Source organism: Picrophilus oshimae DSM 9789, assembly GCF_900176435.1.
GTDB lineage: Archaea > Thermoplasmatota > Thermoplasmata > Thermoplasmatales > Thermoplasmataceae > Picrophilus > Picrophilus oshimae.
Genome location: NZ_FWYE01000002.1, coordinates 139,275 through 165,502, shown reverse-complemented (window position 1 = coordinate 165,502; position 26,228 = coordinate 139,275). Strand labels below are relative to the sequence as shown.

At 36.9% G+C, this 26,228-nt stretch carries 25 protein-coding genes; 18 read left to right on the top strand and 7 right to left on the bottom strand.

What is annotated here, in order from left to right; genetic code table 11:
• Positions 1–18: 18 nt before the first annotated feature.
• Together B8780_RS04365 and B8780_RS04360 are read right to left on the bottom strand one after the other, a co-directional pair.
• Positions 19–939 carry a class I SAM-dependent methyltransferase gene (locus B8780_RS04365; RefSeq protein ID WP_084272797.1) on the bottom strand — a complete coding sequence of 307 codons (921 nt, stop codon included), beginning with the start codon at positions 937–939 and terminating at the stop codon, positions 19–21.
• The gene (locus B8780_RS04360) at positions 936–2,960 is read right to left on the bottom strand and encodes an ATP-dependent DNA helicase (RefSeq protein WP_084272796.1); all 2,025 of its coding nucleotides are present in this window, start codon (positions 2,958–2,960) and stop codon (positions 936–938) included. Before B8780_RS04360 ends, B8780_RS04365 begins: the two co-directional genes overlap by 4 nt.
• Positions 2,961–3,049: 89 nt before the next feature.
• Here B8780_RS04360 and B8780_RS04355 point away from each other — a divergent pair, with 89 nt between their 5' ends.
• Entirely contained in the window at positions 3,050–3,955 is a 906-nt protein-coding gene (locus B8780_RS04355; protein WP_084272795.1) for an alpha/beta hydrolase, read from the top strand.
• Here B8780_RS04355 and B8780_RS04350 read toward each other — a convergent pair.
• On the bottom strand, positions 3,950–4,888 hold the full coding sequence (locus B8780_RS04350; protein ID WP_084272794.1) for a diacylglycerol/polyprenol kinase family protein: 939 nt from the start codon (positions 4,886–4,888) through the stop codon (positions 3,950–3,952). The two genes, B8780_RS04355 and B8780_RS04350, sit on opposite strands and share 6 nt — an antisense overlap.
• A gap of 234 nt (positions 4,889–5,122) precedes the next feature.
• On the opposite strand from B8780_RS04350, the gene B8780_RS04345 reads away from it, so the two are divergent.
• Genes B8780_RS04345 through B8780_RS04335 form a run of 3 tightly spaced genes read left to right on the top strand, consistent with a single transcriptional unit; the run spans position 5,123 to position 8,421 of the window.
• Positions 5,123–6,946: an FAD-binding protein gene (locus tag B8780_RS04345; protein ID WP_084272793.1), complete on the top strand. Its 1,824-nt coding sequence runs from the start codon at positions 5,123–5,125 to the stop codon at positions 6,944–6,946.
• Positions 6,939–8,129, top strand: a complete 1,191-nt coding sequence (locus tag B8780_RS04340; protein ID WP_084272792.1) for an NAD(P)/FAD-dependent oxidoreductase — start codon at positions 6,939–6,941, stop codon at positions 8,127–8,129. Before B8780_RS04345 ends, B8780_RS04340 begins: the two co-directional genes overlap by 8 nt.
• Before the next feature lie 4 nt (positions 8,130–8,133).
• Complete coding sequence (locus B8780_RS04335) at positions 8,134–8,421, top strand: ferredoxin family protein (protein WP_011178186.1); 288 nt, start codon at positions 8,134–8,136, stop codon at positions 8,419–8,421.
• Between the two features lie 14 nt (positions 8,422–8,435).
• On the opposite strand, the gene B8780_RS04330 is transcribed toward B8780_RS04335, so the two are convergent.
• Complete coding sequence (locus tag B8780_RS04330) at positions 8,436–8,756, bottom strand: hypothetical protein (RefSeq protein ID WP_084272791.1); 321 nt, start codon at positions 8,754–8,756, stop codon at positions 8,436–8,438.
• A gap of 92 nt (positions 8,757–8,848) precedes the next feature.
• Between B8780_RS04330 and B8780_RS04325 the strand changes: the two genes are divergently transcribed.
• Both B8780_RS04325 and B8780_RS04320 read left to right on the top strand, forming a co-directional pair.
• Positions 8,849–10,984 carry a hypothetical protein gene (locus B8780_RS04325; protein ID WP_153274215.1) on the top strand — a complete coding sequence of 712 codons (2,136 nt, stop codon included), beginning with the start codon at positions 8,849–8,851 and terminating at the stop codon, positions 10,982–10,984.
• A 33-nt stretch (positions 10,985–11,017) separates the two neighbouring features.
• Positions 11,018–11,344, top strand: coding sequence for a PadR family transcriptional regulator (locus B8780_RS04320; protein ID WP_084272789.1), 327 nt, complete (start codon positions 11,018–11,020; stop codon positions 11,342–11,344).
• Here B8780_RS04320 and B8780_RS04315 read toward each other — a convergent pair.
• Positions 11,341–11,775: a PadR family transcriptional regulator gene (locus tag B8780_RS04315; protein WP_011178190.1), complete on the bottom strand. Its 435-nt coding sequence runs from the start codon at positions 11,773–11,775 to the stop codon at positions 11,341–11,343. The two genes, B8780_RS04320 and B8780_RS04315, sit on opposite strands and share 4 nt — an antisense overlap.
• A 265-nt stretch (positions 11,776–12,040) precedes the next feature.
• On the opposite strand from B8780_RS04315, the gene glcS reads away from it, so the two are divergent.
• Genes glcS through glcV form a run of 4 tightly spaced genes read left to right on the top strand, consistent with a single transcriptional unit; the run spans position 12,041 to position 16,481 of the window.
• Positions 12,041–13,675, top strand: a complete 1,635-nt coding sequence (glcS, locus tag B8780_RS04310) for a glucose ABC transporter substrate-binding protein GlcS (protein ID WP_236719385.1) — start codon at positions 12,041–12,043, stop codon at positions 13,673–13,675.
• 5 nt (positions 13,676–13,680) lie between these two features.
• Entirely contained in the window at positions 13,681–14,535 is an 855-nt protein-coding gene (glcT, locus tag B8780_RS04305; protein WP_084272788.1) for a glucose ABC transporter permease GlcT, read from the top strand.
• A gap of 1 nt (position 14,536) precedes the next feature.
• Entirely contained in the window at positions 14,537–15,361 is an 825-nt protein-coding gene (gene glcU / locus B8780_RS04300; RefSeq protein WP_394335502.1) for a glucose ABC transporter permease GlcU, read from the top strand.
• 4 nt (positions 15,362–15,365) lie between these two features.
• Positions 15,366–16,481: a glucose ABC transporter ATP-binding protein GlcV gene (gene glcV, locus B8780_RS04295; protein ID WP_048059647.1), complete on the top strand. Its 1,116-nt coding sequence runs from the start codon at positions 15,366–15,368 to the stop codon at positions 16,479–16,481.
• Here the strand turns inward: glcV and B8780_RS04290 are convergent.
• Positions 16,478–17,158 (bottom strand): class II glutamine amidotransferase, encoded by a 681-nt coding sequence (locus B8780_RS04290; RefSeq protein ID WP_153274214.1) that lies wholly within the window; start codon positions 17,156–17,158, stop codon positions 16,478–16,480. The genes glcV and B8780_RS04290 overlap by 4 nt on opposite strands.
• 80 nt (positions 17,159–17,238) lie before the next feature.
• Here B8780_RS04290 and B8780_RS04285 point away from each other — a divergent pair, with 80 nt between their 5' ends.
• Genes B8780_RS04285 through gatE form a run of 3 tightly spaced genes read left to right on the top strand, consistent with a single transcriptional unit; the run spans position 17,239 to position 21,389 of the window.
• Complete coding sequence (locus tag B8780_RS04285; RefSeq protein ID WP_011178197.1) at positions 17,239–18,372, top strand: acyl-CoA dehydrogenase family protein; 1,134 nt, start codon at positions 17,239–17,241, stop codon at positions 18,370–18,372.
• A 37-nt stretch (positions 18,373–18,409) separates the two neighbouring features.
• A complete protein-coding gene (gatD, locus tag B8780_RS04280) occupies positions 18,410–19,609 on the top strand; it encodes a Glu-tRNA(Gln) amidotransferase subunit GatD (protein ID WP_084272785.1) in 1,200 nt (399 codons plus the stop codon).
• Between the two features lie 4 nt (positions 19,610–19,613).
• On the top strand, positions 19,614–21,389 hold the full coding sequence (gene gatE / locus B8780_RS04275; RefSeq protein ID WP_084272784.1) for a Glu-tRNA(Gln) amidotransferase subunit GatE: 1,776 nt from the start codon (positions 19,614–19,616) through the stop codon (positions 21,387–21,389).
• Here gatE and B8780_RS04270 read toward each other — a convergent pair.
• Positions 21,375–22,433, bottom strand: a complete 1,059-nt coding sequence (locus B8780_RS04270; protein ID WP_236719384.1) for a cytochrome P450 — start codon at positions 22,431–22,433, stop codon at positions 21,375–21,377. The two genes, gatE and B8780_RS04270, sit on opposite strands and share 15 nt — an antisense overlap.
• A gap of 331 nt (positions 22,434–22,764) precedes the next feature.
• Here B8780_RS04270 and ndhC point away from each other — a divergent pair, with 331 nt between their 5' ends.
• Genes ndhC through nuoH form a run of 5 tightly spaced genes read left to right on the top strand, consistent with a single transcriptional unit; the run spans position 22,765 to position 26,228 of the window.
• Positions 22,765–23,172: an NADH-quinone oxidoreductase subunit A gene (gene ndhC / locus B8780_RS04265; RefSeq protein ID WP_236719383.1), complete on the top strand. Its 408-nt coding sequence runs from the start codon at positions 22,765–22,767 to the stop codon at positions 23,170–23,172.
• Complete coding sequence (locus B8780_RS04260) at positions 23,169–23,633, top strand: NADH-quinone oxidoreductase subunit B (protein ID WP_011178202.1); 465 nt, start codon at positions 23,169–23,171, stop codon at positions 23,631–23,633. Before ndhC ends, B8780_RS04260 begins: the two co-directional genes overlap by 4 nt.
• Before the next feature lie 4 nt (positions 23,634–23,637).
• A complete protein-coding gene (locus tag B8780_RS04255; RefSeq protein ID WP_084272782.1) occupies positions 23,638–24,093 on the top strand; it encodes an NADH-quinone oxidoreductase subunit C in 456 nt (151 codons plus the stop codon).
• Positions 24,094–25,197: an NADH-quinone oxidoreductase subunit D gene (locus B8780_RS04250; protein ID WP_011178204.1), complete on the top strand. Its 1,104-nt coding sequence runs from the start codon at positions 24,094–24,096 to the stop codon at positions 25,195–25,197.
• Positions 25,194–26,228 carry an NADH-quinone oxidoreductase subunit NuoH gene (gene nuoH, locus B8780_RS04245; RefSeq protein ID WP_011178205.1) on the top strand — a complete coding sequence of 345 codons (1,035 nt, stop codon included), beginning with the start codon at positions 25,194–25,196 and terminating at the stop codon, positions 26,226–26,228. The genes B8780_RS04250 and nuoH overlap by 4 nt, the downstream gene beginning before the upstream one ends.

Genomic DNA, 26,228 nt, shown 5'->3' with positions numbered 1-26,228 from the left:
TTGTAAATAACTATATATTTATAATTTTTTTAAATCAATGGCATACATATTCATGCTCTTTGAATATCCATGAACTATCCTTTTAGAAGATATTTCAAAGTAATTTTTGAAGAATTCCATTCTATTGTATAAACTCTCATAATCAAGTATCTCATAGTAATTTATTGTTCCACCCTTCCTTAAATGCCTGTATGCAATATCTATAAAATTAAATGAGTCATGCGGCAGGTTCATTATTATCCTATCAGCATTATTATAATTTTCTATGATCCTTGATGAATCCCCGCATATTCCTGTAATCCTTCCAGTTAATTTATTCATTTTTATGTTCTCGTTGAGCATTGAAATCGCATGGCAGTTTATATCAATTGCAATGATGTTTACATTATGCCTTGATGCTATTAATATTGAAAATGGCCCAACACCTGCGAACATATCTATTATGAATTCGTTCTCTGAAACCATGTTTGAGACCCTTAACCTTTCTGTTGCAAGCCTTGGTGAAAAATAATCATATTTTATATTTACCTTTAATTTTATATTATTTTCTCTGTAAATTGTTTCATATAATTCATTTCCGGCAAGGAATCTAAGCCTGTGCTGTCTGAAATTACCGGAGATGCCATCATCGAGATAAACTGCATCTATATTCTTCCTTTTTATAAGTTTATCTGCTATTTTAATTGCATCATCTATATCCTTTCTTTTTATTATTGCTATGCTGCCTATTACATCATATGATGCCGAAAAATCATCATGCTTCCTTGCAGGAAGGCCATTTAAATCAACACAATCATAAGAATCTATCCTCATTTTTAAAGGTATATAAACGTAACAATCATCGCTGAAGACCCTGTAATTCTTATCTATTATATTCATATCTTTAAGATGGTTTATCGCACTGTTTGCATTTTTTTTGATAACCTTTGCATGTATCATTGTGATCTGTAATACATTGAGCTTATCTTCATTGCGCTATTCACTATTTCAGCGGCAAGATTTTTTGAGAAGCCGAAGATCTTTTCTATATTCTCTGGACTGGATCTTGCTATATCATCAACGGTTTTAAATCCATTATCGTAAAGCCTTCTGGCCCTTACCCTGCCAACCTTTGGTATCTTTATTAGATCTATTAAATCTGGTTTTATACCCTCCTTTATTCTAATATTTAAGTGAAACAGTTTAGATTCCATCTCCTTTTTATAAACGGAAGATAGCCTGTATAATGAATATGAAATCCAGTCTGCTGAGGAAGCTTTCTGCTGAACGTCACCGGGGCCGATGTTATATGTATCCGTTATCTTCTGCATTGGCATCTCATTAATCCAGCCCAATAAAACCATGGCTGTTTTTGCAGCACTTAAAGATTCCTCGCTGAAATCAAAAACATTTATATCCTCAAGGAAATCTTCAATGTATTCATATTCCCTTGTTCCTGCCGGTATATTAATCATGTCCGGCGTTCTACATATATAATAAAGATAAAGTTTTTCATCGTAATCATGATCAAGCGCACTTTTCAGGATCAATGCCGTTTCCGGATCTATGTAAAGATCGCTTGTGAGCCTGCCAAGTCTTGTGGCATTATATGTTACATCACCATCAATAAAACCATTCTCCTTAAGGAAGTACAGTGCGCTTTCTATATAATAATCATCAACGTCCTTCTGTATTGCCATGAGCGTTTCATTGTAAAACAGTATAAGATCCTCCATCCTGGATGCCATGCCTGATGATATCAAGGCAAGGATATTAAAACGCATTAATCTTTGTGAATCCATTTTTGATATTACAGGTTCAGGTTCACCGGAAAGTGCCTTTTTTGCAGCATCATAAGATGCTGGCGATGCCGCATATATATAACCATAGCCCATTTTATCATACTTTGGCCTTCCGGCACGTCCAAGCATCTGCTGTATCTCTATGTTTGATATTGGCCTGCTGTATCCATTAGAATACCTGGTTATATCCCTTATGATTACCAGTCTTGCAGGCAGGTTAACTCCCGCAGCCAGTGTAGGTGTTGCAGATATGACCTTTATGTATCCATTTTTAAACATTTCCTCTATGTTTCTTCTATCCTCATTTGATAATCCTGCATGGTGATAGGCTATTCCATGCCTTATCATTTTTACAAGGCTTTCAGGCATGCCATCATTATTAAAATCATTAAATTCAGGAAGATGCTGAATTAGCATCTCTGCATATTTTTCGGCGTTTTTCCTTGAGTTTCTAAAAACCAGGGCCTGCCCGCCATCGTTTATAATATCCTTTATCAATGATAACTCATCAGGCTGCCCAAGATATCTTTCATAGCTGTCTGTAATTAGACGCTTTTTGTATATTATTCCCAGCTCAAGTGGAACCGCCCTGAAATTTGATACAACAGTGGATGCATTTAGCCACTGGGCAAGCTCATTAACGTTTGATATGGTTGCGGAAAGTCCCAATATTAGGGCATCTGGATTTATTACCCTTATTGATGAAAGCACGGTTTCCAGTCTTGGGCCGCGATCCTCATCGTTTATAATATGTATCTCATCTGCTATGATGGCACCAAAATCGTTTATTATATCAGGATCATGATGTATCATTGAGTCGGCACGTTCGGAGGTAACAACAATAACATCGTTGTTTTTTATAAATGATGGTGGTGAATCATAATCACCTATGGATATTGTTATTCTCATATTTAATGATCTTAAATTTAAAAGCTCCTCATACTTTTCCATGGCAAGGGATCTAAGTGGAACTATGTACATTGATTTTTTACCTGCCAAAAATGCCTTGTATATTGCATAGTAGCCTATAAGGCTCTTGCCAGATGCTGTTGGAACAGAAACTATAACATTTTCATTGTTTTTTAATCTTTCTATTGCATCTATTTGATGTTTGTAAAGCTCAAAATCAGAACCAGTGATATTTAAAAATTCATCAGGAAAGACATCTGAAACCTTCATTTATTGATTATGCTTATATAATATATAATCATTTAATGTTTTTAATGTAAGTTGAAATAAGCTTAAATAGAAATAAACATTGAATTTTCATGATAGATCCTGAGATAAAAGAGATCATAGAAAATACAAGGCCATTAAATCCAGCGGATATAAAAATAGATGAGTTCAGGGCATTGATGGATAACCTTGCCATTGAAATGTCAAGGGAAAAAATAAAAGTAAGGGAAGTAATTGATATAAAAATAAATAATATAAAATCAAGGCTTTACAATGACAGTGATTCCGATGGAATAATAATATATATGCATGGCGGCGGTTTTGTCTTTGGCAGTATCGAATCATATGATAATATATGCAGGTACATAGCGAAATGCTCTGGTCTAAAGGTTCTCTCCGTTGATTACAGGCTGGCCCCTGAAAATAAGTTTCCTGCAGCGCTTGATGATTCCTTTGAAGCCTTTAAATACGTTTACGATCATTACAGCGATTTAAGAATAAAAATGGACAGGATCTGCCTTGCAGGAGACAGTGCCGGCGGAAACCTTGCTGCATCATTATCATTAAAGATATACGATGAACTTGGGGTAAAACCCGGGCTTGATGTGCTTTTTTATCCAAGCCTTGCTCCTGATACATTTTCAAGGTCATTTTCAGAATACAATGATGGCCCGGTGCTTACCGGTGATTTAATACAGTGGTTTGGATCACAGTACTATAAAAATTTTTATGATATTTTAAACCCATACTTTTCTCCAATGCTCGGGGATCTTTCAAAAATGCCGGAATCCATAGTTGTAACAGCCGAGTACGATCCGCTGCGCGATCAGGGCGAGTCATATTTAAAGATGCTTAGAAAGGCAAATGTAAGGGCAACCGGCATAAGGTCTCTTATGATGGTTCATGGCTTTGCAACAGATTTTGAATATGTATCTGCTGCAAGAAACATACTTTTTATGGTTTATTCACTTGCAGGGAACATCATAAATAAATTATAATAAATTTATATAAAATAGGAAATGTATTATTACTATTGCAACCGGAACCGTGATATTATCATCAAGGAGTTTAAGCGGTGCACTCTCAACAAGGCCTGAAAAAAATGTGTATATAAAAGAGCTTAAAGGCCCTATTATAAATGCACCGAATATAAATGCAGGTATTATCATTGAAGCTAGACCAATAACAGATTTCTTTTTATTGTATACAAGCTTTGTTCTTCCAAATCTTATGCCAAGTATTGTGGCAAGAGAATCACCGATTAAAAGTATAAAGGCTGCAACATAAAGCATTGGTATTGATCTAATGAACGATAAAATTAAAAGGAAGCCTGCCGCAAGATACATTGCACCAAGGCCAAGCTTTACATTGTCCCTCTCCATTTTATATATTATCTCGGAGATCCTGCTTGACCTATATATTGACAGGGAATTTCCTGCCGCATATATTAAAAGGACGGCAAATAATATCAATGGTATTGCCCTGTCCCTAAAAATAAAAAGCGTGATTAAAACTATTATTCCTGAACCTATCTGAAAATAATCCCGGTATGTTTCCTTTTTTATATTCTTTCCCTTTTTTATATTATTTAGATAGCTGTAACTCTTCATATTTTTATCCACGGATAATGATATTGCCATGGATGAACCAAAGGCAAAAACAATATATGATGATGGGCCAAGATGGTATATAAAATAAAGAAGGGCCATAATAAATTCTATTGAAAAGGGTATGTAAAAATAATACGTGTAAAGATACGTTGCGCCTATCAATGAAAAGATGTAAACAGGCACCACGAAAAAGTTTTTTGAGATTAGAACCAGGATTATTAATACTGGTAATGATATTATATATTTTGCATCAAATTTTTTAAAATCAAAAATTAATGTTATTATTACACCTATGAGAGCCATTATTAATATATATATCATGATTGGAAATAATATTATTATAATTTAACTTTCGCTGTAGATAGATATTAAATCATCTTATTTTTATTTTTTTGTAATCCATAAATTATGGATTATATAAAATAAACCTGTTATTAAAATTTTTAGATTAAACTGGCAGTTTTGGATTTATTAAAATAACAATTACATCATTTAATGTAAAAATGTTAATTCTCTTTATAACAAGTTTTTTAAATTACATAAGTATAAAGCAATATGCTTAAAATAATTGTATCAATAAAACAGGTTCCTGACGCGGACGATCTCAGGATAGATCCTGTTACAAATAATCTTGTAAGGGAAGGTGTTCCAGCTGTAATGAACCCGCCTGATCTGCATGCCATAGAGGCTGCCCTTCAGCTCCGTGAGAAATATGGCGGCATCGTGACCGTAATATCAATGGGCCCTCCGCAGGGTGATATTTCATTAAGAGAGGCAATAGCCATGGGTGCAGATGATGCCTATTTAATTACTGACAGGGCAATGGCAGGTTCTGACACATGGGCAACATCATATACTGTATCAAGGGCAATAGAAAAGCTTGGTGGTGCTGATATTATTATATTTGGCAGGCGTGCCGTTGATGGTGAGACACAGCAGGTTGGGCCGCAGACGGGCAAATGGCTTGGCATTCCAGTATGCGCATACACGAAAAAAATTCTTGATGTTGATGAGAAGAATAAAAAAATAAGGCTTGAAAAGGAAACAGAGTTTGAAATTGAAACCATAGAGATGCCAATGCCCCTGGTCATAACCGTTACAGAGGATTCAAACACACCCAGAGAACCAGACCTTGAGGGCATGCTCAGGGCAAAGACATTTAATGTTAAAAGGTTCTCAAAGGATGATATAAATGCAGATCCATCAATGATAGGTCTGGCAGCATCACCAACAAAGGTCATAAGGGTGAGGCCACCGCCAAAGATGAGGAATGCCGAGATAAAAAATGCAAATGATGATCTTAAAGGTTCTGTGGACTGGTTAATATCAAAGATAAAGGAGTCAATGACAGGAATGAAGACCTCATCCGGGGTATATGAAAAACCTGAACCTGTAACAAAGGTTGATCACGATATCTGGGTATACATGGATCATTACGATGGTAATGTGAATTCAACATCCCTTGAGATACTTGGTGCCGCAAGAAGGGTTGCTGACCTAATGAACACCAAACTTGCCGCCGTTGTCATTGGGGATGAAATAGATAATATTATAGACACGGCGTTTAAATATGGTGCCGACAGGGTTTATGCAGGTGTAACAGAAGGGTATAAAAACTATGATAACGATGCCTATACAGAGGCATTATCATTGATGATAAAGAAGTACAGCCCTGAGGCAATATTTTATCCAGGGACATCAAATGCCAGGGAGCTTGCATCAACAACGGCCATTCAGGTTAATACCGGACTGATAGCTGACTGCATAATCTTTGATGTTGATGAAAAGGGCCAGCTGCTATCAACAAGACCGGATTTCGGCGGTAAGGAAACATCGACTATAATATGCCCAAATAACAGGCCGATAATGGTTACGACGAGATCAGGTGTTTTTTCCGCAATGCCGCCCATGGATAAAAAGGGCGATGTAATAAAAGAGGATATAAAGGATTTAAAAACAAGGATAAAGCTTCTAGAATACAAGAAGCTTGAAAAAAGAAACATACTCAATGATGCTGACATTGTTATAGGCGTTGGTCGTGGCATTGTGAACAGGGATAATATAGGCATCGTTGAGGATCTTGCAAACAGGCTTGGTGCTGTTGTCGGGGTCAGCAAGCCTCTTGCGGACATGGGATGGTATCCAAAGGACAGGCAGGTTGGCCAGACTGGAACAACGATACATCCAAACGTTTACATTGCCATAGGAATATCAGGTGCAATACAGCACCTTGTTGGTATTCAGGGTTCAAAGAAGATCATTGCAATAAACAATGATCCATCAGCGCCAATATTTGAAAACTGTGATTATGGTATAGTTGGTGATTTATTTACCGTAGTTCCAGAATTAATAAAAAGGTTGGGTGAACAGAATGCTTGATTATGATGCTGTTGTGGTTGGTGCCGGTCCGGCCGGATCGGCTGCTGCACTGAAGCTTGCAAGCCTTGGTAAAAAAACGCTGGTTCTTGAACGCGGTCCGGAACCAGGATCAAAGAATGTCTCAGGTGCAATGATAAGAAAGGACTTTGTAACATCTGTCTTCGGTGATGGATTACCTGTGGAAAGAAACGTTGAGAGAATGAAGGTATCATTATACAGCAGCGAGAGGCCTGTTAGTCTGGAATTTTATCCAGAAAATCTTGCGACAACTGGCAGATTAAAATTTGATAAATGGCTCTCATCAGTTTCGGAGAAGGCCGGCGCCATTGTAATACCAAAAACAACGGTGACAGACATAAAATGGAAGGATGGAAGGGCAACAGGTGTTGTAACAGATCGCGGAGAGGTTTCAACGAGATCAATAGTTCTTGCAGAGGGTGTAAACTCATTATTGGCAATATCATCCGGAATAAAAAGGGAGCTTAAACCAGATCAGGCTGTTCAGACAGTTAAATACGTTTACTCGATAAAAAAAGAGCAGATAAATTCAATGTTTAATCTATCATCTGACGATGCCGGTCTCTCATGGAGGATAATACGTGCCGATCCTGTGCTCACCGCAGGATTTTTATACACATACAGGGACAGCGTTTCCGTAGGCGTTGGTGCCCCAATAAGCGGTTTAATAGAGAAGAAGATAAAGCCAGAGGAGCTCATGGATATGTTTATGAAGTACACAGGTTTCGATGATCTTTTTAAGGGCTTTTCACTGCGCGAGTACTCTGCAAAGATCATACCAGAGGCGGGTTTTCCTGACATGCTTGCATCAAAATCAAACGTTTACCTCTGCGGAGATGCACTTGGACTTGTTGACCCGCTGACCTTTGATGGAATAAGTCCTGCAATAGAATCAGGTCTACTGGCAGGAGAGGCTGCATTTTCTAATATGCCAGAATTTGAATACAGGTATTCATTAATAAAAGATAAGGAGATTTCAAAGATTGCAAAGGAACGTGGCCTTGAATCAAGATTCTTCCATGAGGATGCGCCATCAAAGTATCTTACAATGATGTCAAAGGTTTTAAATGACTGGGCATCCGGAAACCTCCTTGGAATAAGGGGCGACCTTATATCAGGGACCTCAATGAAGGATGTTCTTGATTTTATGATAAGAATGAGGTGATTTTATGAAGACAGAGGAAAAATTATACACATTAAGGTATAAAAAGGACGATCTTCCACATCTTTCAATAAAAGACGAGAATTCATGCCTTGAATGCGAAAAGGAATACGGGACGCCACAGCCATGCATAAATGTTTGCCCTGCAAATGTTTACACATGGATAGATAAAAAGATCGTTGTTGGCTATGAAAACTGCCTTGAATGCGGTGCCTGCAGGGTTGCATGTCCATTTAATAATATAGAATGGAAGTATCCAAGGTATGGCAAGGGTATTGCATTAAGGTATGGATAAATAAATTTTTATTTTTAATAAAGGTACATAAAGATCCTGTAAAGTGAGGATATAACTATAATATAAAATGAAAGCCTTAAGAGCTTTAATGATATCTCATGATATCTGTAATAGATATCAAACCTGTAAATGCTTTTTGATGGTATTGAATACACGGCCTTTTTTGTTCTATAAATATTTATATGATCGTCCCTAAACTCCAAAACGTTTACCGAATATAATATATCATCATTTATATAGATATCATAGAACGTTTTAAGAAAGTAAAATGATGATTTTCCATTATCATATTTAAAGGCAATGTACTGTTTAAATGACTCCGGGTCTATATCCATGATACATAATTATCATGATGCATAAAATATTTGCTTTAATTCAGTGAATGCCAAGGTTAATTTAAAATATTAGAATTATGATAACCGGTAAAGTGGAAGCCCAGGATTTAAAATCCATTATAAGAAAGATTTCGTTTATATTCGCAGGCATATACGCCATAGCACTGGCGAATTACTTCTGGTCGAACTATGGCTATGCATCAGTATTCGGCATGGTTCTTGTATGGATTTTAATATTGCTTGCATTCGCATCATTCATGCTTGTATTTAATAATTCAGAGATTGGATTCTTTATAATAATAATTTCAATTATCACCGTGTTTTTTATAGGCCTTTCCTCTATATATCCGGTCTACGGAACAGATTCCCTGGCAATAGAGAGCTATGCTGCAAGGCTATTCTCAATGGGAATTGATCCATATATAAGATCAAACATGGCACCAGTATTTAGCTATTATCATTTGCCATATACAATGATAACCCCAACACAGACAGGAGGCTATGTGAATTTCCTTTCCTATCCTGGATTCTCGGTTATACTAATGATGCCGGAGCTTATAGGCATACAGGGCAGATACATAATATCATTTTTTAACGTGCTTGCATTTGTTATATTATATTATCAGTACAGAAGAAGCGATAATACATCGATACATCCTTACGTTGCACTTGGCATAACAATAAATTTAAACTGGTTTTTTTACAGTATAGGCGGCGTTTCAGGGATAATATGGATAGATCTTATAGCATTATCATTTATTTTCAAGGATAAAAACTATTTATCTGGTGCATTATATGGGCTTTCAGTATCATACAGGCAGACGGCCATTATTGTACTGCCCTTTTATATTTATTATCTTTATAAATCAGGTATAAACGTAAGGAAATTCCTTTCAGGCGCCGTGCTTTCCTTTATTATTACAAATATACCATTCATTATCATGTCCCCATACCAGTGGTTTATATCTGTCATTGGCATAGGTATGCAGCCAATACTTCCAATAGGGTTTGGTATCTCAGTGCTATCATTTACCTACATGCCGTTTCTAAAATCATCATTTTTCTATGCTGTGCCTGGGCTTGTTGCATTGTTTTTAATATACATGTACATAAAAGACTTTGACAGACTTAAATATGCATTCTTTGCATTCCCTGTTATAATCTTTTTGTTCTATTACAGGGATTTACTCAATTATATGATGTACTGGCCATTTTTAATGCTTCTTGCGATACCTGAGATAAAAGAATTTAAAAATAAAAATGATACAAAGGCAAAGAGCACAACAAGAAAGATAACAGCAGCCTTCCTTGTTCTTATAATTGTAATAGCGGGTCTTGTAATATACAATTATGATACTTACAATCCTGATGTTAAGATCATTTCAGTTTCTGATCCACAGAGCATCTCATTAAATGGAATAACATCAATGAACGTCACGGTTTTTTATTCAGGCAGTGAACCAACAAGGATGTTTTTTAGAATAATACCGGACAACGGTATGATAAACGGCAACGGGCTTCTATGGTACACGAATAAATATCTAATTCATGGCTTAAACAATGTTACAATATATCCGGAAAATAGGGATTCAATACTGCCTGAAAACACCTCATTTATAATGGATGCATATTATAATAACGAATTATCAACATACCATTCAAATGGTTTGTATGCAATGGATCCATATGGCATAACAAATCCGGAGTTTAAGGATTTTTACATGTATAAATGCATGCCTGCAGGCTGGACTTTATCTACAAACAGTATTGGCGGCACAGCACATTACATTTATAATAACGGCAGTTTAACCATAAAGGCAATAAACACAAGGAACAATTACTGGGCGGCAGGGCAGGTTTTAACAGAGATGAGCTCTGAATATATAATGAATCATAACATTATAATGAATTTAAAGATAAAAACGAACGGTTTTACAAATGTAACAGATAATGGTTCAAGAATAAGCTCATTTTATGGCCTTGAAATAACCTTTGATAACGATAGGTATAACATATACATAGGCTATTCAAACGAAAGCAAATTCTACAGGCTTAAAAATACAATAATTATACTTCAGAAAAACATGTGTGTAAATCTTACAAAAATAATTAAAATTGCATATAAAGATAATTTCAAAATAAATAATGCATACCTCGAAATGATAACCGGCGGCACGGTCAAAGGTGTTTATATATCAACATATAATAATTTCAATATCGTTGAATGAAAATACTTTATTCATGTTTTATATATATGATTCATGAAAAAAGAGCTAATTCTTAAGGGCACAATAAATTTATTGATATTGACCGAACTATATAAAAATAGCATGCATGGTTATGCTATAGAGAAACTGATATGCAGCAAGATAAACATCGATATGCCACATGGGGCAATATACATGCTTTTGCATAACCTTGAAAGACGCGGATTTATTAAAGGAAAGATATCATCGAATGGCAGGCACGTAAAGGAATATGAAATAACAGATTCCGGTATTAAATTTCTAAAGGATCATGAAAAGCCACTGGAAAAGGTTTCCACTGTTATAAATTATTTAATAGAAGAAATAAAAAATATTAATTAGAGAAGCTCAAGCTGTTTTATAAGCTCTTTTATTCTTCTTCTATCATCCTCTCCAAGCTCATCCTTTCTATCAAGGAGGAACTGTGCATAGTTCTCCATTGATGAGATCACCGAACCCATGTTGTTATCTATGCCTGGAAATGATGTCATCTCATTTATCAATGATCTGCCCTTCTCACTGGTCCTATAATACTTCTTGCCATTTTCCTCACGCATGTTTAGATATCCATCCTCATAAAGCGTTTTTAAGGTTGGATATATAATGCCAGGTGATGGAACCCAGTGACCGTTTGTTCTCTCACCGATTATATTTGCTATATCAGCACCTGTTACCTCCTTATCACTGGCGATGCTAAGTATCGCATATTTTAATCCAAAACCACGCATTCTCATGGCATTATGAAAATAATGCCTTGCCCTTGGCCCAAACATTTACATACCTCCAGATATCTGTTATTGATATCTATAATAGATATCTATATCAAGTATATAAATATTTATTATACAATCACTGATTCATATTTTAACTGCAGAGTTATATATATTTCTATAAATGATGTAATTTAATAAAAACTATTTAAATCAATTATAAAAAGTATAAATAAAGATACCTGTTAAATTTCAATATTATAATACTTTATAACCTGATATAACTCAATAAAAAGATTTTAATATTTTGTTTTCATTGGAAAACCTAATGAAAGCACCAGAGGAATATAAAGGCAAACAACGAAAGCCATGGGTAATTCCCGTGGTTATTGTTGTTGTTATAGTCGTCATCGGTCTCGGTGTTTACTTTGGTTTCGTCTATCATCCGCCAAAGAAGGTTAAAACAATATACTTTTATACATGGTGGGCAACTGAGGGAAAGATAGCCGTTGATAAGGAATACGCAGCCTTCCATCATGCGTATCCACAGTACGCCGTTAAAAGCGAGTTAAAGCCTGGTGCCGGCGGTACCGAGGCAATTTATGCAATTCTCGCTGATATAAAGGCAGGGCATCCACCTGACGCATTCCAGGCCCATTTTGGACCGCAGCTGATATCATATATTGAGGATGCACCAAACGGTGCAAAGGACTTTGTAAACATGACGCCGATAGCACAGAAGATGGGGCTATTTTCCAATGCTGTTACACAGGTTTTAATGGCAGGAACATATAACGGAACAATGTTCTCATTGCCTGTTGATGTCCACAGGGGCGCAATGCTGTACTTTAACCCACAGGTTCTAATAAAATATGGATTGCCATTACCAAACAATTTAACAACATTAATACATGACAGCGAGGTTCTTCACTCCAAGGGAGTTTCCGCATGGGCCGTTCCAGGAGATGACGGTGGCTGGGACGAGTTCAATCTCTGGGAGGATATATTCCTGTCTGTAACAGGCAATGGCACATTATACGATGAGGCAATGTACGGTGTGCTTAACCTAAGCAACCCAACGATACTTAACTATGTAAACGAGGCAAGCAAGATATTCCAGCAGTTCACATCATATGGCTACTCAGGAGAGAGCTCACAGACCTGGACACAGGCAATACCAAAGGTAATAGATGGCCAGGCTGTATTCCAGGCAAACGGAAACTGGTACTGTAACTATGCATACGATTTTGATAACACAACAACATATCCAAATGCGGCACCTTACAATAATACATCGTACATAATGAGCCATGACATAAAATTAATGTCAATGCCATTCCCTGGAACATCGAGGTATTATGTATTGGTGGATGATTCAGTTGTTGTTCCTGCAGGCCCATCACAGAACGAGGGATTAACATTCGCAGAATACTTCTCATCATACTCCGGACAGCTGGTTTTCACAAAATGGAAGGCAGTTACATTCTATAAAAACATAACAAATGATTATTACAACACACCAGGCCAGTGGTACAACTATGAATCATTATTAAACCACTCAAGCAATGCGCATAGCTTCCTGTACCAGCTATCAGATGGTGGCTTCTTTGCAGGGCCATACGCAGATCTTGACAGTGCATTCCTTGCAACAATATATGCACATCCAAATGTAAATGACTCATCGGCAAGGGCTGCATTTGTATCAGATCTAAAATCAACACTTGCAAAGGAAAAGAGCGACTGGTTAAAGGCAAACAGTCTTGGCTATGGCTTCATGGGCACATTAAGCGATCCATTCGGTGGATACCTGCCTCCATGGGTAAACAATACATCTGCCTCAGTCATAACATCAAATGCAGTTTCAGACAATTCAAATGTCAATTCAACCAGTACATTCAATGGAAACATATATTCAACATTAATGGAATTCCTTGATAACGTAATAGCGGAAGTAAAATGGTGAAATAAATGTATCATACAAATAATTTAAAAAGGAAAATAACTGTACTTTTTGCGGCTCCTGCAATAGTTTTTGGAGCCATATTATTATATTTTGTATTTTACAATGTTTGGGTATCAATGCATTCCGGTTCGAAGTTTATAGGTTTAAGTGCATATTATAATATATTTTCAAGCTCATCTTTTAGAAGTACGGTTGCTCATTCCCTTATATGGGCCTTTATCATTATTGTTGTTGGTAACGTTCTTGGCATGCTGTTTGCCGGCCTTATATTCTATGTGAACAGCAACAGGCTGAGAACCGTATTTCTTTCAGTTTTTGTTTATCCGCTGGCAATTTCCTCTGCCGCATCTGCGGTTATATGGATGTGGATGTATAACTATTCCAGTGGCATAGATGTGCTCCTTACCAGGATAGGCTTTCCGGCCATACACTGGGTAAATTACCATTTATTATTATACAGCTTAATCCTTGTAAGTGTATGGACATTTACAGGACTGGCTGCAATATTCTACTATGCCTCATTTAATGGAATAAATAAATCTGTTATAGAGTCAGCACATATAGATGGTGCCGGCCCATTTAGAATACTTGTTAGAATATTAATACCTGAATCGAAAAATGCATTTATAGTTAGCACGGCTCTTTTGTTTATATTCACATTGAGAATATTCTCACTGCCGTACGTGGCCGAGGAGTTAAATCCATTTTCAAGAACCATGGTTGAGCAGGTCTTTTATTATTATATAAGTGTTGAATTCTCGGAGGCATCGGCTGCAAGCGTTATAATAATATTAATTGGAATAGTTGTTATAATTCCATTTGCACTTATAGGAATAAAGAGGTGGTTAAAACTTGCCTAAGATATATAGGTTAATAAGATCCGGTTTAAAGTTCCTTGCGTTAATTATACTTAGCATAATGTGGATATTTCCGGTTTATTTACTTGTTATTGACGGTTTGAAAAGCGCTTTTGGTGTCGTTTCCACACCGATCTTTGTACCGGCATCGCCATCACTGGGCTCGTATTCTGCAGTCTTTTCAGGCCTTGCAACATCATTAAAAAACAGTGTGATAGTTACAATACCTGTGGCCTTAATATCAACATTTCTTGGTGCCATGGCGGCATACTATTTTTATCGTGTTTCATCATATTTTAACTCATTTCTTTTTACTTTGATAGCAATAGCAACATTTATACCATTCGAGGTTGCCCTTGTACCTTTAATAAGACTTGAATCAGATCTTGGAATCTTTAATTCATACCTTGGTTTAATCTTTGGACTTCTTGTATTCTTCCTGCCTGCGGGTGCGTTGATAATGTCGATATTCATACCAGTGCTTCCAAAGGGAATAATTGAATCCGCAAGAATAGACGGTGCAAGCGACTGGAAGATCTTTTCAAGGATGGTGCTGCCATTAACAACACCAGGTTTAATATCAACATTTGTTTTTATATTTATAGAGAGCTGGAACAATTATTTTATACCGCTTGTTACAACAACAACACCAACAATGTCTTTGATACCTATAGGTCTTGCATCATATACAGGTGGCTACGGAACACTTTACAATGAAAGTTTTGCTGCAGGTGTAATCTCATCAATAGTTCCGCTGCTTGTATTCGTATTCTTAAGCAAGTATTTTATAAGGGGTTTCATGGCCCTGGGTCTTGGTGCAAAGGGATGATATTATGGAGATAAGATTGGAAAACGTTAATAAAACCTTTAAAAACGGAAAGCGTGTTGTCGAGGCGCTTAAGAACATAAATATAAAGATAAACGATGGCGAGTTCTTCGGTGTTCTGGGCCCAAGTGGTGCAGGCAAAACAACACTTATGCGTGTTATAGCCGGTCTTGAAACACCAACAACGGGTTCGGTTTACTTCGATAATAATGTTGTTGCCAGGGATAATAAAAATATTGTTGACGTTGAGGATCGTAATATAGGCATGGTCTTTCAGACTTGGGGGCTTTATCCACATTTATCTGTTTATGACAACATAGCATTTCCATTAAGGGTAAAAAGATGGTCAGAGGATGAAATAAAGAAGAGAATCTATGAAATAACAGATATATTAAACATAAGGAACACGATTAACCTAAAGCCCGGGCAGATCAGTGGTGGTCAGCAGCAGAGGGTTGCACTCTGCAGGGCACTTGTAAAGAATCCAACAATATTAATACTGGATGAGCCTTTTAGCAACCTTGATGCCGTTATAAAGGACTCTGCAAGAGAGCTTGCCAGGGAGATACATAATAGGGATACAATAACAACATTAATTGTATCACATGATCCTGCGGATATATTCAGCCTTGCTGACAGGGCGGCCGTGATAAATCACGGGGTTATGGAACAGCTTGCAGAACCCCTTGAAATCTATGATAATCCAAAGAGTCTTGATATATCAAAGCTTATAGGCGATATAAATACCTTCGAGGTTGAGATAGAAAACGATAATGATACACCGTTTTTTGATCTAAATGGAACAAAAATAGAGGCACCAGGGTATCCAGCCGGCAGGGCAATTATAGGCATAAGACCAGAGGATATAAAGATCCTGGATAATGATGATAAAGGCTATAAAAACATAGGTGAGGCAACTGTGAGGGTTTCAAGCTATGCATCAGGCCAGTTCAAGATCACATTATCATTCGTTAATTCTGACATTCAGTTCTCAATAAACAGTGAGATTCCATATAAAACAGGAAAAAATGTTCCCATTGGTATAAGAGAGAACAAGATTAAATTCTTTGATATTAATACAGGCGCGGCATTGAAATTAATGGCAGAACAAAATGAGGCCTAAAGTTTTTTTATAATTCCAAAATCTATTTTTTCAAGGTTTTCTATGCCATAGTGGCCAAGGGTCGATGATATAATTGCAACACCATTATTTAATCTTGCAAGAAACATTGTTGAATATTCTCTGTATCTCCCGTTTTTAAAATAGTTTATGTAATAAATTTCAGGCATCATTGTATTCTTATCTATTTTTAATATTATTAGATTCATCGTGCTTTTTGTGTAATCTTTAAGATGCTCTATTGATTCAATACCGTTCCTTGCTATGTATTTTAATCCAAGCTCTGTATCAGAGTACTCACCTTTAATGTTTAAAATTTCACCTATGGCATCGGAATCAAACAGACCATTATGAATCATAAAGATTAGTGAATCATCGGTCTCTTCCATAAATGGATGGCTGTATATTACACCCCTGTGCCTATCCGATCCCTTTCTGGCATGGAATAAAACATATGATTTATTTTTAATATTAAAATTCAGGTTGCTTAAATACACCGGATCAGGAGATCTGTAATAATCGATTTTATCATCGTAAATGACGTAGCCAAAACCATCCCTGTGATCATCTATACCAATTTTTTTTCCTATAACATCATTTCTCGATGCCTCCTTTAGGGCATTGTATAATAGGTTAATATCATGGTTTGATGATCCAATGTATGCAAACATACGACACATGATAATTTATCTCAATGATATATTAATAGATTTTTATCAGATTATAGATAATATAATATGCCTTTTTTATATATTCATACATGCTTACAGAAACCGAGGTTGATATATTAAAGTACGTTCGTGAATTCGCAGAAACAAAGATAAAACCGCGGGCCAGGGAAATTGACGAAAAGATGTACGTACCTGAAGATATCATCCAGGGCATGAGGGACATGGGCCTATTTGCATCATACATACCAAAGGAATACAATGGTTATGGTCTCGGATTTAAATTCCTGATGAACGTTATAGAAGAGATATCAAAGGCATGCCCGAGCACTGCACTTGTTCTGGACGGTGCACTGACACTATTTGCAGAGCCGGTAATAATGTTCGGCAGTGAGGATTTAAAAAAGAGGTATCTGCCAAGGGTGGCATCTGGTGAGGTCGGCGGCCTTGCAATAACAGAACCTGGTGCGGGCAGCGATGCTGCATCAATAAAAACAACCGCTGTAAGATCAGGAAATAAATATGTATTAAACGGCACAAAGGTCTTCATATCCAATGGAAGGCTTGCAAGGTTCTTTGTTGTCGATGCATCAACGGATCCTGAAAGGCGTGCAAAGGGCATAACAAGCTTTGTTGTGGATGCAGATGCGCCCGGCCTAAAAATAAGCAGGGATATACACAAGCTTGGAATACGTGGATCAAGCACAGTTGAGCTGGTTTTTGATAATGTAGAAGTTCCGGAGGAAAACATCATCGGAAATGTAAACGAAGGTTTTAAGGTCATTATGGACACGCTTGATGCCGGAAGGATAGGTATAGCAGCACAGGCTCTTGGCATAGCAAAGGCATCATTCGAGGAGGCATTAAAATATATAAAGGAAAGGAAGCAGTTCAATCAAAGAATAATAGACTTCGAGGGCGTCCAGTTCATGATAGCAGATATGGAGACAAGAATAAAGGCATCAGAGCTCCTGGTCTATGATGCAGCAGAGAAATGGCAGAATCATGAGAACACAATAGAGATCTCATCAATAGCAAAGATGTATGCATCTGATACCGCAATGTACGTTGCCGAGAGATCACTGCAGCTCTTTGGTGGCTATGGATACACAACAGATTTCGATGCGGAGCGCCATCTAAGGGACGCAAAGATAACACAGATCTATGAGGGCACAAACGAAATACAAAAGATAATAATAGCAAGGGAAATCATGAAAAGATTATAAATCCTAATATTTTTATATCGTATAAAGCTTTAGCATCATGGATACCGGTGATATCATATCATTTAAATATAATGGCAGGGATTACTCCGGAATATACATAAACGAATCAAATGGATTCTATACATTAAAGCTTTCAAATGGTTATAATATTATAGTTGACAAAAGCGATGTTAAAATAGAAGCAATAAAAAAGCCAGAAAATTCAGAACCATCAAAAAAGATAAAATATAAAAAGGGCGATAAAAAGCTTGTGATAATGACCACTGGCGGAACAATAGGAAGCACCGTTGATTACTCAACCGGCGCGGTAAAACCTGTAAAGGATCCTGAATTTATTTATAATTACATACCGTACATAGATGATTTTGATATTAAATATGAGGTTTTAGACAATATGCTCAGCGAGAACGTTACAGCTGAAAAGATGATGAACTTTGCAAGAAGGGCATATAATTATCTTAAGGAAAACATACCGGTTTTGATATTTCATGGAACTGATACAATGCAGTACACGGCATCCGCACTGGCCTTTATGTTTGAAAAACTTTCAGCACCTGTGATCTTTGTCGGCTCACAAAGAAGCCCTGACAGGCCAAGCAGTGATGCCTTTATTAATATAGGTGCGGCCGCAAACTTCTCTTTAATGGATCTTGGCGAGGTCTCAATTGCAATGCATTCATATACCTCGGATATCGTCGGCCTATCACGTGCTGTAAGAACAAGGAAGATGCATACAAGCAGAAGGGATGCCTTTAAACCTATTGATGATGATTACATTGCATTCTTTGATGGCAAACTAAAAATCAATGAAAACTATAAAAAAAGGGATGATGAAACAATTTTAATGGATAAATTAAATGATAATGTTTCAATTGTCTACTTTTATCCCGGTATGAAATCAGATGATTTTTCCAGCCTTGTCTCTGGCAAGGATGCGGTAATAATCATGGGCACAGGCCTTGGCCATGTATCAGATAATATCATAGAGGAAATAAAGAGGCATAAGGATACAAAATTTTTTATGACATCACAGTGCATCTTTGGCAATACAAATTTAAATGTTTATTCAACAGGCAGAAAATTGATCGATGCAGGCGTCATAAGCCTTGGAAACATGCTTCCTGAAACTGCGTATGTCAAGGCAATGTACATACTTGGCAGCCATCCTGATAAATTAGAGGAGATGATGCTGTTAAATCTTCGTGGTGAGCTTTCTGATAGAATATTATTAAGGTGATGATATGATTGGTCTTGAGATACATTTTCAGCTTAAGGGTAAAAAATTGTTCTGCAGCTGTGATACAGAGTATCATTATGATGTTTCAAGGATAAAAAGAAGGTTAACGCCTACCATGAGCGAGCTTGGTGAGATGGATCTAGCCGCAGAATATGAAATGGAAAGGAACAGGGAGTTTTTATACAATGTAACAGATAATAGCTGCCTTGTGGAATGCGATGAGGATCCACCGCACATGCCAAACAAAACGGCACTTGAAACTGCAATGGCCGTTGCACTTGCACTAAAGTGCGAGCCGATGAAAAACATTCAATTCATGAGAAAGGTTGTTATTGACGGCTCAAACACCTCCGGATTTCAGAGAACCGGAATAATTGCAATGAATGGCTATCTGGAAACATCAAGGGGCAAGGTTAGAATATCAACGATTACCCTGGAGGAGGATGCTGCCAGAAAGATCTCTGAGAATAACAATAATGTAAATTATTCTCTGGACAGGCTTGGAATACCATTAATAGAAATATCAACCGAGCCGGATATAATCGATGAGGACCATGCCGTGGAAACCGCAAAAAAGATTGCATACTTTGTTATGTCCATGGAAAACTTTCGCGGTGAGGTTGATTCAATAAGGCAGGATGTGAACTTTTCAATGGGTCATGGTCGTGTGGAAATAAAGGGTGTATCAAAGTTATCATTAATAAAGGATGTTATCGAATACGAAACAAAGAGACAGAGGATGCTTGAAAAGGTCTCAGGGATTATTAATGATCTCGGAGGTTTTTCATACACCAGGCCGGTAAACATAAAAGATAAATACGACTGGTCAGAATCATCAATGATAAACAATAATATAAAATCCGGGAAGAACGTTTATGCCTTTGTGTTTAAAAACATGCGCGGCCTTTTAAAGAGTGGTGAATTCAGATTTGGCCGCGAGCTTGGTGAGCTGATGAAGAACCTTGGCATAGGCGGAATAATACACTCTGATGAGCTACCAGGCTATGGCCTTGATCATTACTTTGTTTCAAGGTTATATAATGATCTCAATGTAAATGGAAATGATGCGCTTTTAATTGTCCTATCAAGGGATGATAAATTCTTTGAACCATTGATAAAAAGATCGATAAAGCTTTTAAATCTTGAGCTTGATGAAACGAGGGCTGCAACTGAAAACGGCGAGACAAGGTTTCTAAGGCCACTGCCGGGACGCGGCAGGATGTATCCTGAAACAGATATTCCTGTAATAAAAATAGATTCATTTGATAATATATACAAAATGATTCCTGAGAGCATGGATAAATCCCTTGAAACCCTGGAAAATGTATATGGCATCTCAAGGACGGATTCAGAGGCAATAATAAATGATAATTTATATAAAATTTTTAAAAATCTTGTTAATACATACAACGAGCCAAGGTTAATATCAAGGATTTTACTGCACACAGTTCCTGAATTAAAAAAGAAATATAATAAAAATATCGATGAGGTTACCATTAAAAAAATCCTTGAGATATCAAAATCCTCAGGCTGGGACAGAAATACAATAGAAAAAGCCATGGAAATATATTCATCAAAGAACATCGATGTAAACGATCTTATAAACCTTGAGGAATTAAAGACACTAACAGAGGATGAACTCTATAAAATTATAAATGATTTAATATCAAATGGCGCCAGTGAAAAAAATATAATACCAAGACTAAGGGAAAAAACGATAAGGTCATTTAACCCTGCCATGGCCATGAGGATATATAAGAGCATTTCAGGAAAGAAATAGCTTATCATAGCCAAGAACCATTTTATTATCAAGAAGCCTGGATTTTTTATAATCTATTTTTATCCTTTTAAAATGATTCAATATATCATTTAATGCTATTGATGCCTCAAGCCTTGCAAGCGGTGCCCCGATACACATGTGAATTCCTATGCCAAAGGCAAGGTGCATCTCCCTTCTGCCAATTTTAAATAAATCAGGCTCATCAAAGAATGTTTCATCCCTATTTGCCGAGCCAAGGTAAACAATTACCTGATCACCCTTTTTTATTTTTTTATTGTTTATGTAAGAATCCTCTGCTGCAAACCTATGCGGTAGAAACTGTATTGGTGAATAATACCTTAGAGTTTCCTCAACAAAGCCTGATCTGTTTTTTAATGCATCGTCAATAATATCAGGGTTTTCATCAATTACCCTTATCATGTTTCCTATAAGGTTTGTTGTTGTCTCGTTTCCGCCTATTATTAAAAGCATTATGTATTTTATCTTTTCATCCATGGTTAGTTTTCTATTTTTTAATGACGATCCTGCCAGCACATTTATTATACCATGTGAATCAGATTTAAAGATCTCTAAAAGCCTTGAAACCATCCTGTTGTTTACATAATTGAAGTTCTCATCCCTTTTATTTCCTATTATATAATCAGACCATAGCTTAAACAATGGCATGTCAGAATCGGGTATTCCAAGTATTTTTGATATAACATTTACCGGAAGCCTCACAGCATACTCTGAAATAATATCTTTGTTATCTATATTTTTTATTAAATCATTTGAGGTTTCCTCTATAAAATCTTTATAATCATTGATCTTTGACGGCAAAAAGTACGGTGCTGATATATCCCTGAATTCTTTATGCTCAGGGTTATCCATTGTTATAAAGCTTATACCACCGGCATTTGAATACCTATTACCTGGATTCGAGGAAAATATTTTATCGTTCATCAAAACATGTTTTACATCACTGTATTTATAAACATGCCATGCGCCATCATAGTGCACCGGGTCATTTAATCTCATGTTATAATACTCACTGAAGATGTTCATAAAAAAACATCAAATTTTTATATTTTAATATTTTGGTAACTTAAATATTATTATTGTAAAATATTTATTAATAAAATATATGATAAAACAGTTTTATTCATTAAAATTAAAATAAATCTAAACTTTAAAAAAGTGTTATTTCTATAATTAATATTAATAACCATTGTGATATTATAAATAAAAAATTTATTACAAGACCATGATTCATGTCATTAAGTCTCATATTAATGCACTTTAATGTAAAAATGACTTTTTTTATCAGCGATACCGTTAAATACGCTCTTAAAATAATGTAAATGGTATGCTATCAGGTTATATTCCGCTTGCCGTGATGCTTATAATTATCGTGCTTGTTATGTATCTACTTTTTATTATATTGCCTGCAATTAGCGCAAACAGATACAAACCGGATAAAAGGATCAGCTTTAAAAGAAAGGACATTATAGAAAATCTAAATATACAGAACAATCCACCTGCAAGTGATGATTCTTATCTACATCCATTTGAAAGCGGTGAGGTTGCAAAGGAATACAGGGAGGGAAATGTAACAATACAGTACTATATAATAGTGCTCCTCTTTGTTTTGTTTGATATAGACATGTTATTATTGCTTCCATGGGCATTTGATTTCTACAGGCTTGGCCTGTTTCCATTTATAGAGACCATTTTATTCCTTGTAATGCCTTTATTTGCTGTTTATTATGCATTTAAGATGGGTTATATGAGGTGGATGAAATGAAAACTGGTGATTTTGGATACCAGCTTACAACGGTGGAAAAGGCCCTTGAATGGGCAAGATCAAATTCATTATGGCCGCTTACAATGGGTCTTGCCTGCTGTGCCATTGAGATGATGGCAACACAGGGCTCAAATCTTGATATAGCAAGGTTCGGCAGCGAAATATTCAGAAACTCGCCAAGACAGGCCGATCTAATGATTGTTGCAGGAACAACCACAAAAAGGATGGCACCAAGGGTAAGGCGCATCTACGAGGAAATGCCATATCCAAAATATGTAATAGCCATGGGTGTCTGCGTTATACAGGGTGGGCCATACGTTGACGGTTACTCAGTTGTGCTTGGCGTTGACAGGGTGATACCGGTTGACGTCTACGTTCCTGGATGCCCGCCAAGCCCGCAGGCCCTTACAAATGGTATCTTGCTATTACAGAAGAAGATAAGGAATGAAACGGACAGGTGATACTATGGTTGATATTATTGAGGAATCCCAGGATAAATTCGGAAGGAAGATATATAAAATAAAAAAGGAGGATTTAATAGAATTCATGGAGCAAAAGAAGAGGGATGGGTATTACCTTTCCGCTATAACAGGCGTTGACATGAAATCATACATAGAGGTTGTTTATCATATATACAATTACGATAAAAATGAGTACCTTGAGATAAAAGTCGATACAGAGGATTCCCATGTTCCATCACTTACAAGGTTATGGAAGGCTGCTGACTGGGATGAGCGTGAGCAGTACGATCTTATGGGGATAATCTTTGACGGTCATGAGAATCTTAGGCGCATACTACTTCCTGATGAATGGGTTGGCCATCCATTAAGAAAGGATTATGATCTAAAAAAGGTACAGTACGTCTCAATGGATAGGGAAGGCAATGAGCATGTTAGCTTTGATCCTAATGAGGGATGGTAAATGCCGCACTGGGTTGAGGTGAATTTTGGGCCGGTACATCCATCAGCACATGGAATTTACAGATTTAAGGTTCTGCTTGACGGTGAGATTGTAAAGGATGTTGACATACAGATAGGCTACCTGCACAGAAACGCTGAGAAGATCTGTGAGCTTAATCCATATCCTGATGCAATAATATACTTTGATAGAATGGATTACCTTGATGCAATGAACATGGAGCTCGGATACCTAACGGCGGTTGAAAAATTAACCGGTATAGAGCCGCCGGAGCGTGCAATATGGATAAGAATGATCATGGCAGAGCTAAGCAGGCTCGCATCAAGGCTGGTCGGCCTCGGGGCTCTTGGCCTTGATTTCGGCATGTTAACACCATTCTTTCACTGCTTCATTGAAAGGGAAAAGATCCAGAAAATATTCGTTGAGGCCTCCGGTGGACGCCAGGAGGTTAATTACATGAGCATAGGCGGCGTTTATCAGGATCTTACAGATAAAATCATTGACGATATAAAAACATTTATAGAACAGTTTAAAAAGAGGCTTGAAGATATATATAATCAGTTCATACACAGCGAGATATTTTATGAGAGGAATAATAATATAGGAATACTTGAAAGGGAGACGGCACTTGACTATGGCGTTACAGGCCCATTGTTAAGGTCCACAGGGGTACCATATGATATAAGGCGTGTTGAGCCATATCTTTTCTATGATAAGGTAAATTTTGATGTACCAATATCAAATAAAAAGGACAATCTTGCAAGGTTTGTTCTACGTGTTGAGGAGATGAGGCAATCAATAAGAATTATTGAACAGTGCCTTTCAAAGATACCGGCAGGACCATACTTTAATCCAAAGGCGAAGAAATCATTAATGTTAAGAGTGACAGGAAACGGTGAGGCATACAGTAGAATAGAATCTGACAAGGGCGAGTTCGGCGTTTATATTGTTGGTAATGGCACAACAAAGCCATACCGCGTCCATGTAAGAAGCCCTGCATTTAAGAATCTATCAGTGCTTCCTGAACTTGCCCGCGGTTACATGATAGCAGACCTTATATCAATAATAGGTACAATTGACGCCGTTACCGGGGAGGTGGACAGATGAACGTTCTTTTAAGAATACACCAGTGGCTATCGCCTCTTGGCATTGCATCATATCCACTGGCATATATAATAGAAATTATAATATTCTTTATACTTGTCGCAATTTCATTTGTTGGTTTAATATACTTCTTCAGAAAATACATGGCAAGGATACAGCTGAGGATAGGCCCAAACAGGGTTGGCAAGTTTGGACTGTTGCAGCTTATAGCAGATGCACTTAAATTAATACAGAAGGAGCCAATACTGCCAAAGAACCGTGACGATCTTGCCTATAAAACTGCGCCAATACTTGTAATGATCTCTGTTATAACTGCCTTTATATTAATACCATACGGCAGCTTCTACTATTTTGGATCATTAAACATAGTTAATTCACAGGTAACAATAATACTTGTTTTTGCAGTTCTATCAATAATGCCCATAGGAGAGGTCATAGGCGGAATAAGCACAAAAAGCAACTATGCACTCCTTGGAACATTAAGGGGTATTGCCAAGGACGTTTCATTTGAAGTTCCCATGATAATAAGCGTTCTTGCAATAATAATGATAGCCTCAAGAAAGGTTGCTGATCCATTTTCAATAACAGGCATTGTAACATCAGAGATAATACCATATGGCATTGTGGAACCCCTTGGTCTTATAGTATTCTTTATAGGCATGGTTGCCAGGGCATCACATTCTCCATACGATCTTGCGGAGAGCGACAGCGAGTTAATAACAGGATACACAACCGAGTATTCGGGCATGCGTTTTGGTCTCTTTTACATACCATTATTTGCAATGGTCTTCTTTGCATCACTGCTAATATCATTATTATACCTTGGCGGATACAACGGACCTCTTTCAGGAGATCTTGGTTTGATATACCTATTAATAAAGGCCTTCGTTCTTGTAATGATCTTCTTCTTAATCTGGATATCACTGCCAAGAATAAGAATAGATCGTTTTGTTAATATGGGCTGGAAGTACCTTCTGCCAATATCGATAATAAACCTGGTCTATGCAGGTTTAATAACATTGTATGTATGGTGA

What these genes read in the sequence shown, in the direction of transcription:
- B8780_RS04365 (WP_084272797.1), bottom strand. Translation starts at nt 939, where the DNA reads ATGATACATGCAAAGGTTATCAAAAAAAATGCAAACAGTGCGATAAAC.
- B8780_RS04360 (WP_084272796.1), bottom strand. Translation starts at nt 2,960, where the DNA reads ATGAAGGTTTCAGATGTCTTTCCTGATGAATTTTTAAATATCACTGGT.
- B8780_RS04355 (WP_084272795.1), top strand. Translation starts at nt 3,050, where the DNA reads ATGATAGATCCTGAGATAAAAGAGATCATAGAAAATACAAGGCCATTA.
- B8780_RS04350 (WP_084272794.1), bottom strand. Translation starts at nt 4,888, where the DNA reads ATGATATATATATTAATAATGGCTCTCATAGGTGTAATAATAACATTA.
- B8780_RS04345 (WP_084272793.1), top strand. Translation starts at nt 5,123, where the DNA reads ATGCTTAAAATAATTGTATCAATAAAACAGGTTCCTGACGCGGACGAT.
- B8780_RS04340 (WP_084272792.1), top strand. Translation starts at nt 6,939, where the DNA reads ATGCTTGATTATGATGCTGTTGTGGTTGGTGCCGGTCCGGCCGGATCG.
- B8780_RS04335 (WP_011178186.1), top strand. Translation starts at nt 8,134, where the DNA reads ATGAAGACAGAGGAAAAATTATACACATTAAGGTATAAAAAGGACGAT.
- B8780_RS04330 (WP_084272791.1), bottom strand. Translation starts at nt 8,756, where the DNA reads ATGGATATAGACCCGGAGTCATTTAAACAGTACATTGCCTTTAAATAT.
- B8780_RS04320 (WP_084272789.1), top strand. Translation starts at nt 11,018, where the DNA reads ATGAAAAAAGAGCTAATTCTTAAGGGCACAATAAATTTATTGATATTG.
- B8780_RS04315 (WP_011178190.1), bottom strand. Translation starts at nt 11,775, where the DNA reads ATGTTTGGGCCAAGGGCAAGGCATTATTTTCATAATGCCATGAGAATG.
- glcS (WP_236719385.1), top strand. Translation starts at nt 12,041, where the DNA reads ATGAAAGCACCAGAGGAATATAAAGGCAAACAACGAAAGCCATGGGTA.
- glcT (WP_084272788.1), top strand. Translation starts at nt 13,681, where the DNA reads ATGTATCATACAAATAATTTAAAAAGGAAAATAACTGTACTTTTTGCG.
- glcV (WP_048059647.1), top strand. Translation starts at nt 15,366, where the DNA reads ATGGAGATAAGATTGGAAAACGTTAATAAAACCTTTAAAAACGGAAAG.
- B8780_RS04290 (WP_153274214.1), bottom strand. Translation starts at nt 17,158, where the DNA reads ATGTGTCGTATGTTTGCATACATTGGATCATCAAACCATGATATTAAC.
- B8780_RS04285 (WP_011178197.1), top strand. Translation starts at nt 17,239, where the DNA reads ATGCTTACAGAAACCGAGGTTGATATATTAAAGTACGTTCGTGAATTC.
- gatD (WP_084272785.1), top strand. Translation starts at nt 18,410, where the DNA reads ATGGATACCGGTGATATCATATCATTTAAATATAATGGCAGGGATTAC.
- gatE (WP_084272784.1), top strand. Translation starts at nt 19,614, where the DNA reads ATGATTGGTCTTGAGATACATTTTCAGCTTAAGGGTAAAAAATTGTTC.
- B8780_RS04270 (WP_236719384.1), bottom strand. Translation starts at nt 22,433, where the DNA reads ATGAACATCTTCAGTGAGTATTATAACATGAGATTAAATGACCCGGTG.
- ndhC (WP_236719383.1), top strand. Translation starts at nt 22,765, where the DNA reads ATGCTTATAATTATCGTGCTTGTTATGTATCTACTTTTTATTATATTG.
- B8780_RS04260 (WP_011178202.1), top strand. Translation starts at nt 23,169, where the DNA reads ATGAAAACTGGTGATTTTGGATACCAGCTTACAACGGTGGAAAAGGCC.
- B8780_RS04255 (WP_084272782.1), top strand. Translation starts at nt 23,638, where the DNA reads ATGGTTGATATTATTGAGGAATCCCAGGATAAATTCGGAAGGAAGATA.
- B8780_RS04250 (WP_011178204.1), top strand. Translation starts at nt 24,094, where the DNA reads ATGCCGCACTGGGTTGAGGTGAATTTTGGGCCGGTACATCCATCAGCA.
- nuoH (WP_011178205.1), top strand. Translation starts at nt 25,194, where the DNA reads ATGAACGTTCTTTTAAGAATACACCAGTGGCTATCGCCTCTTGGCATT.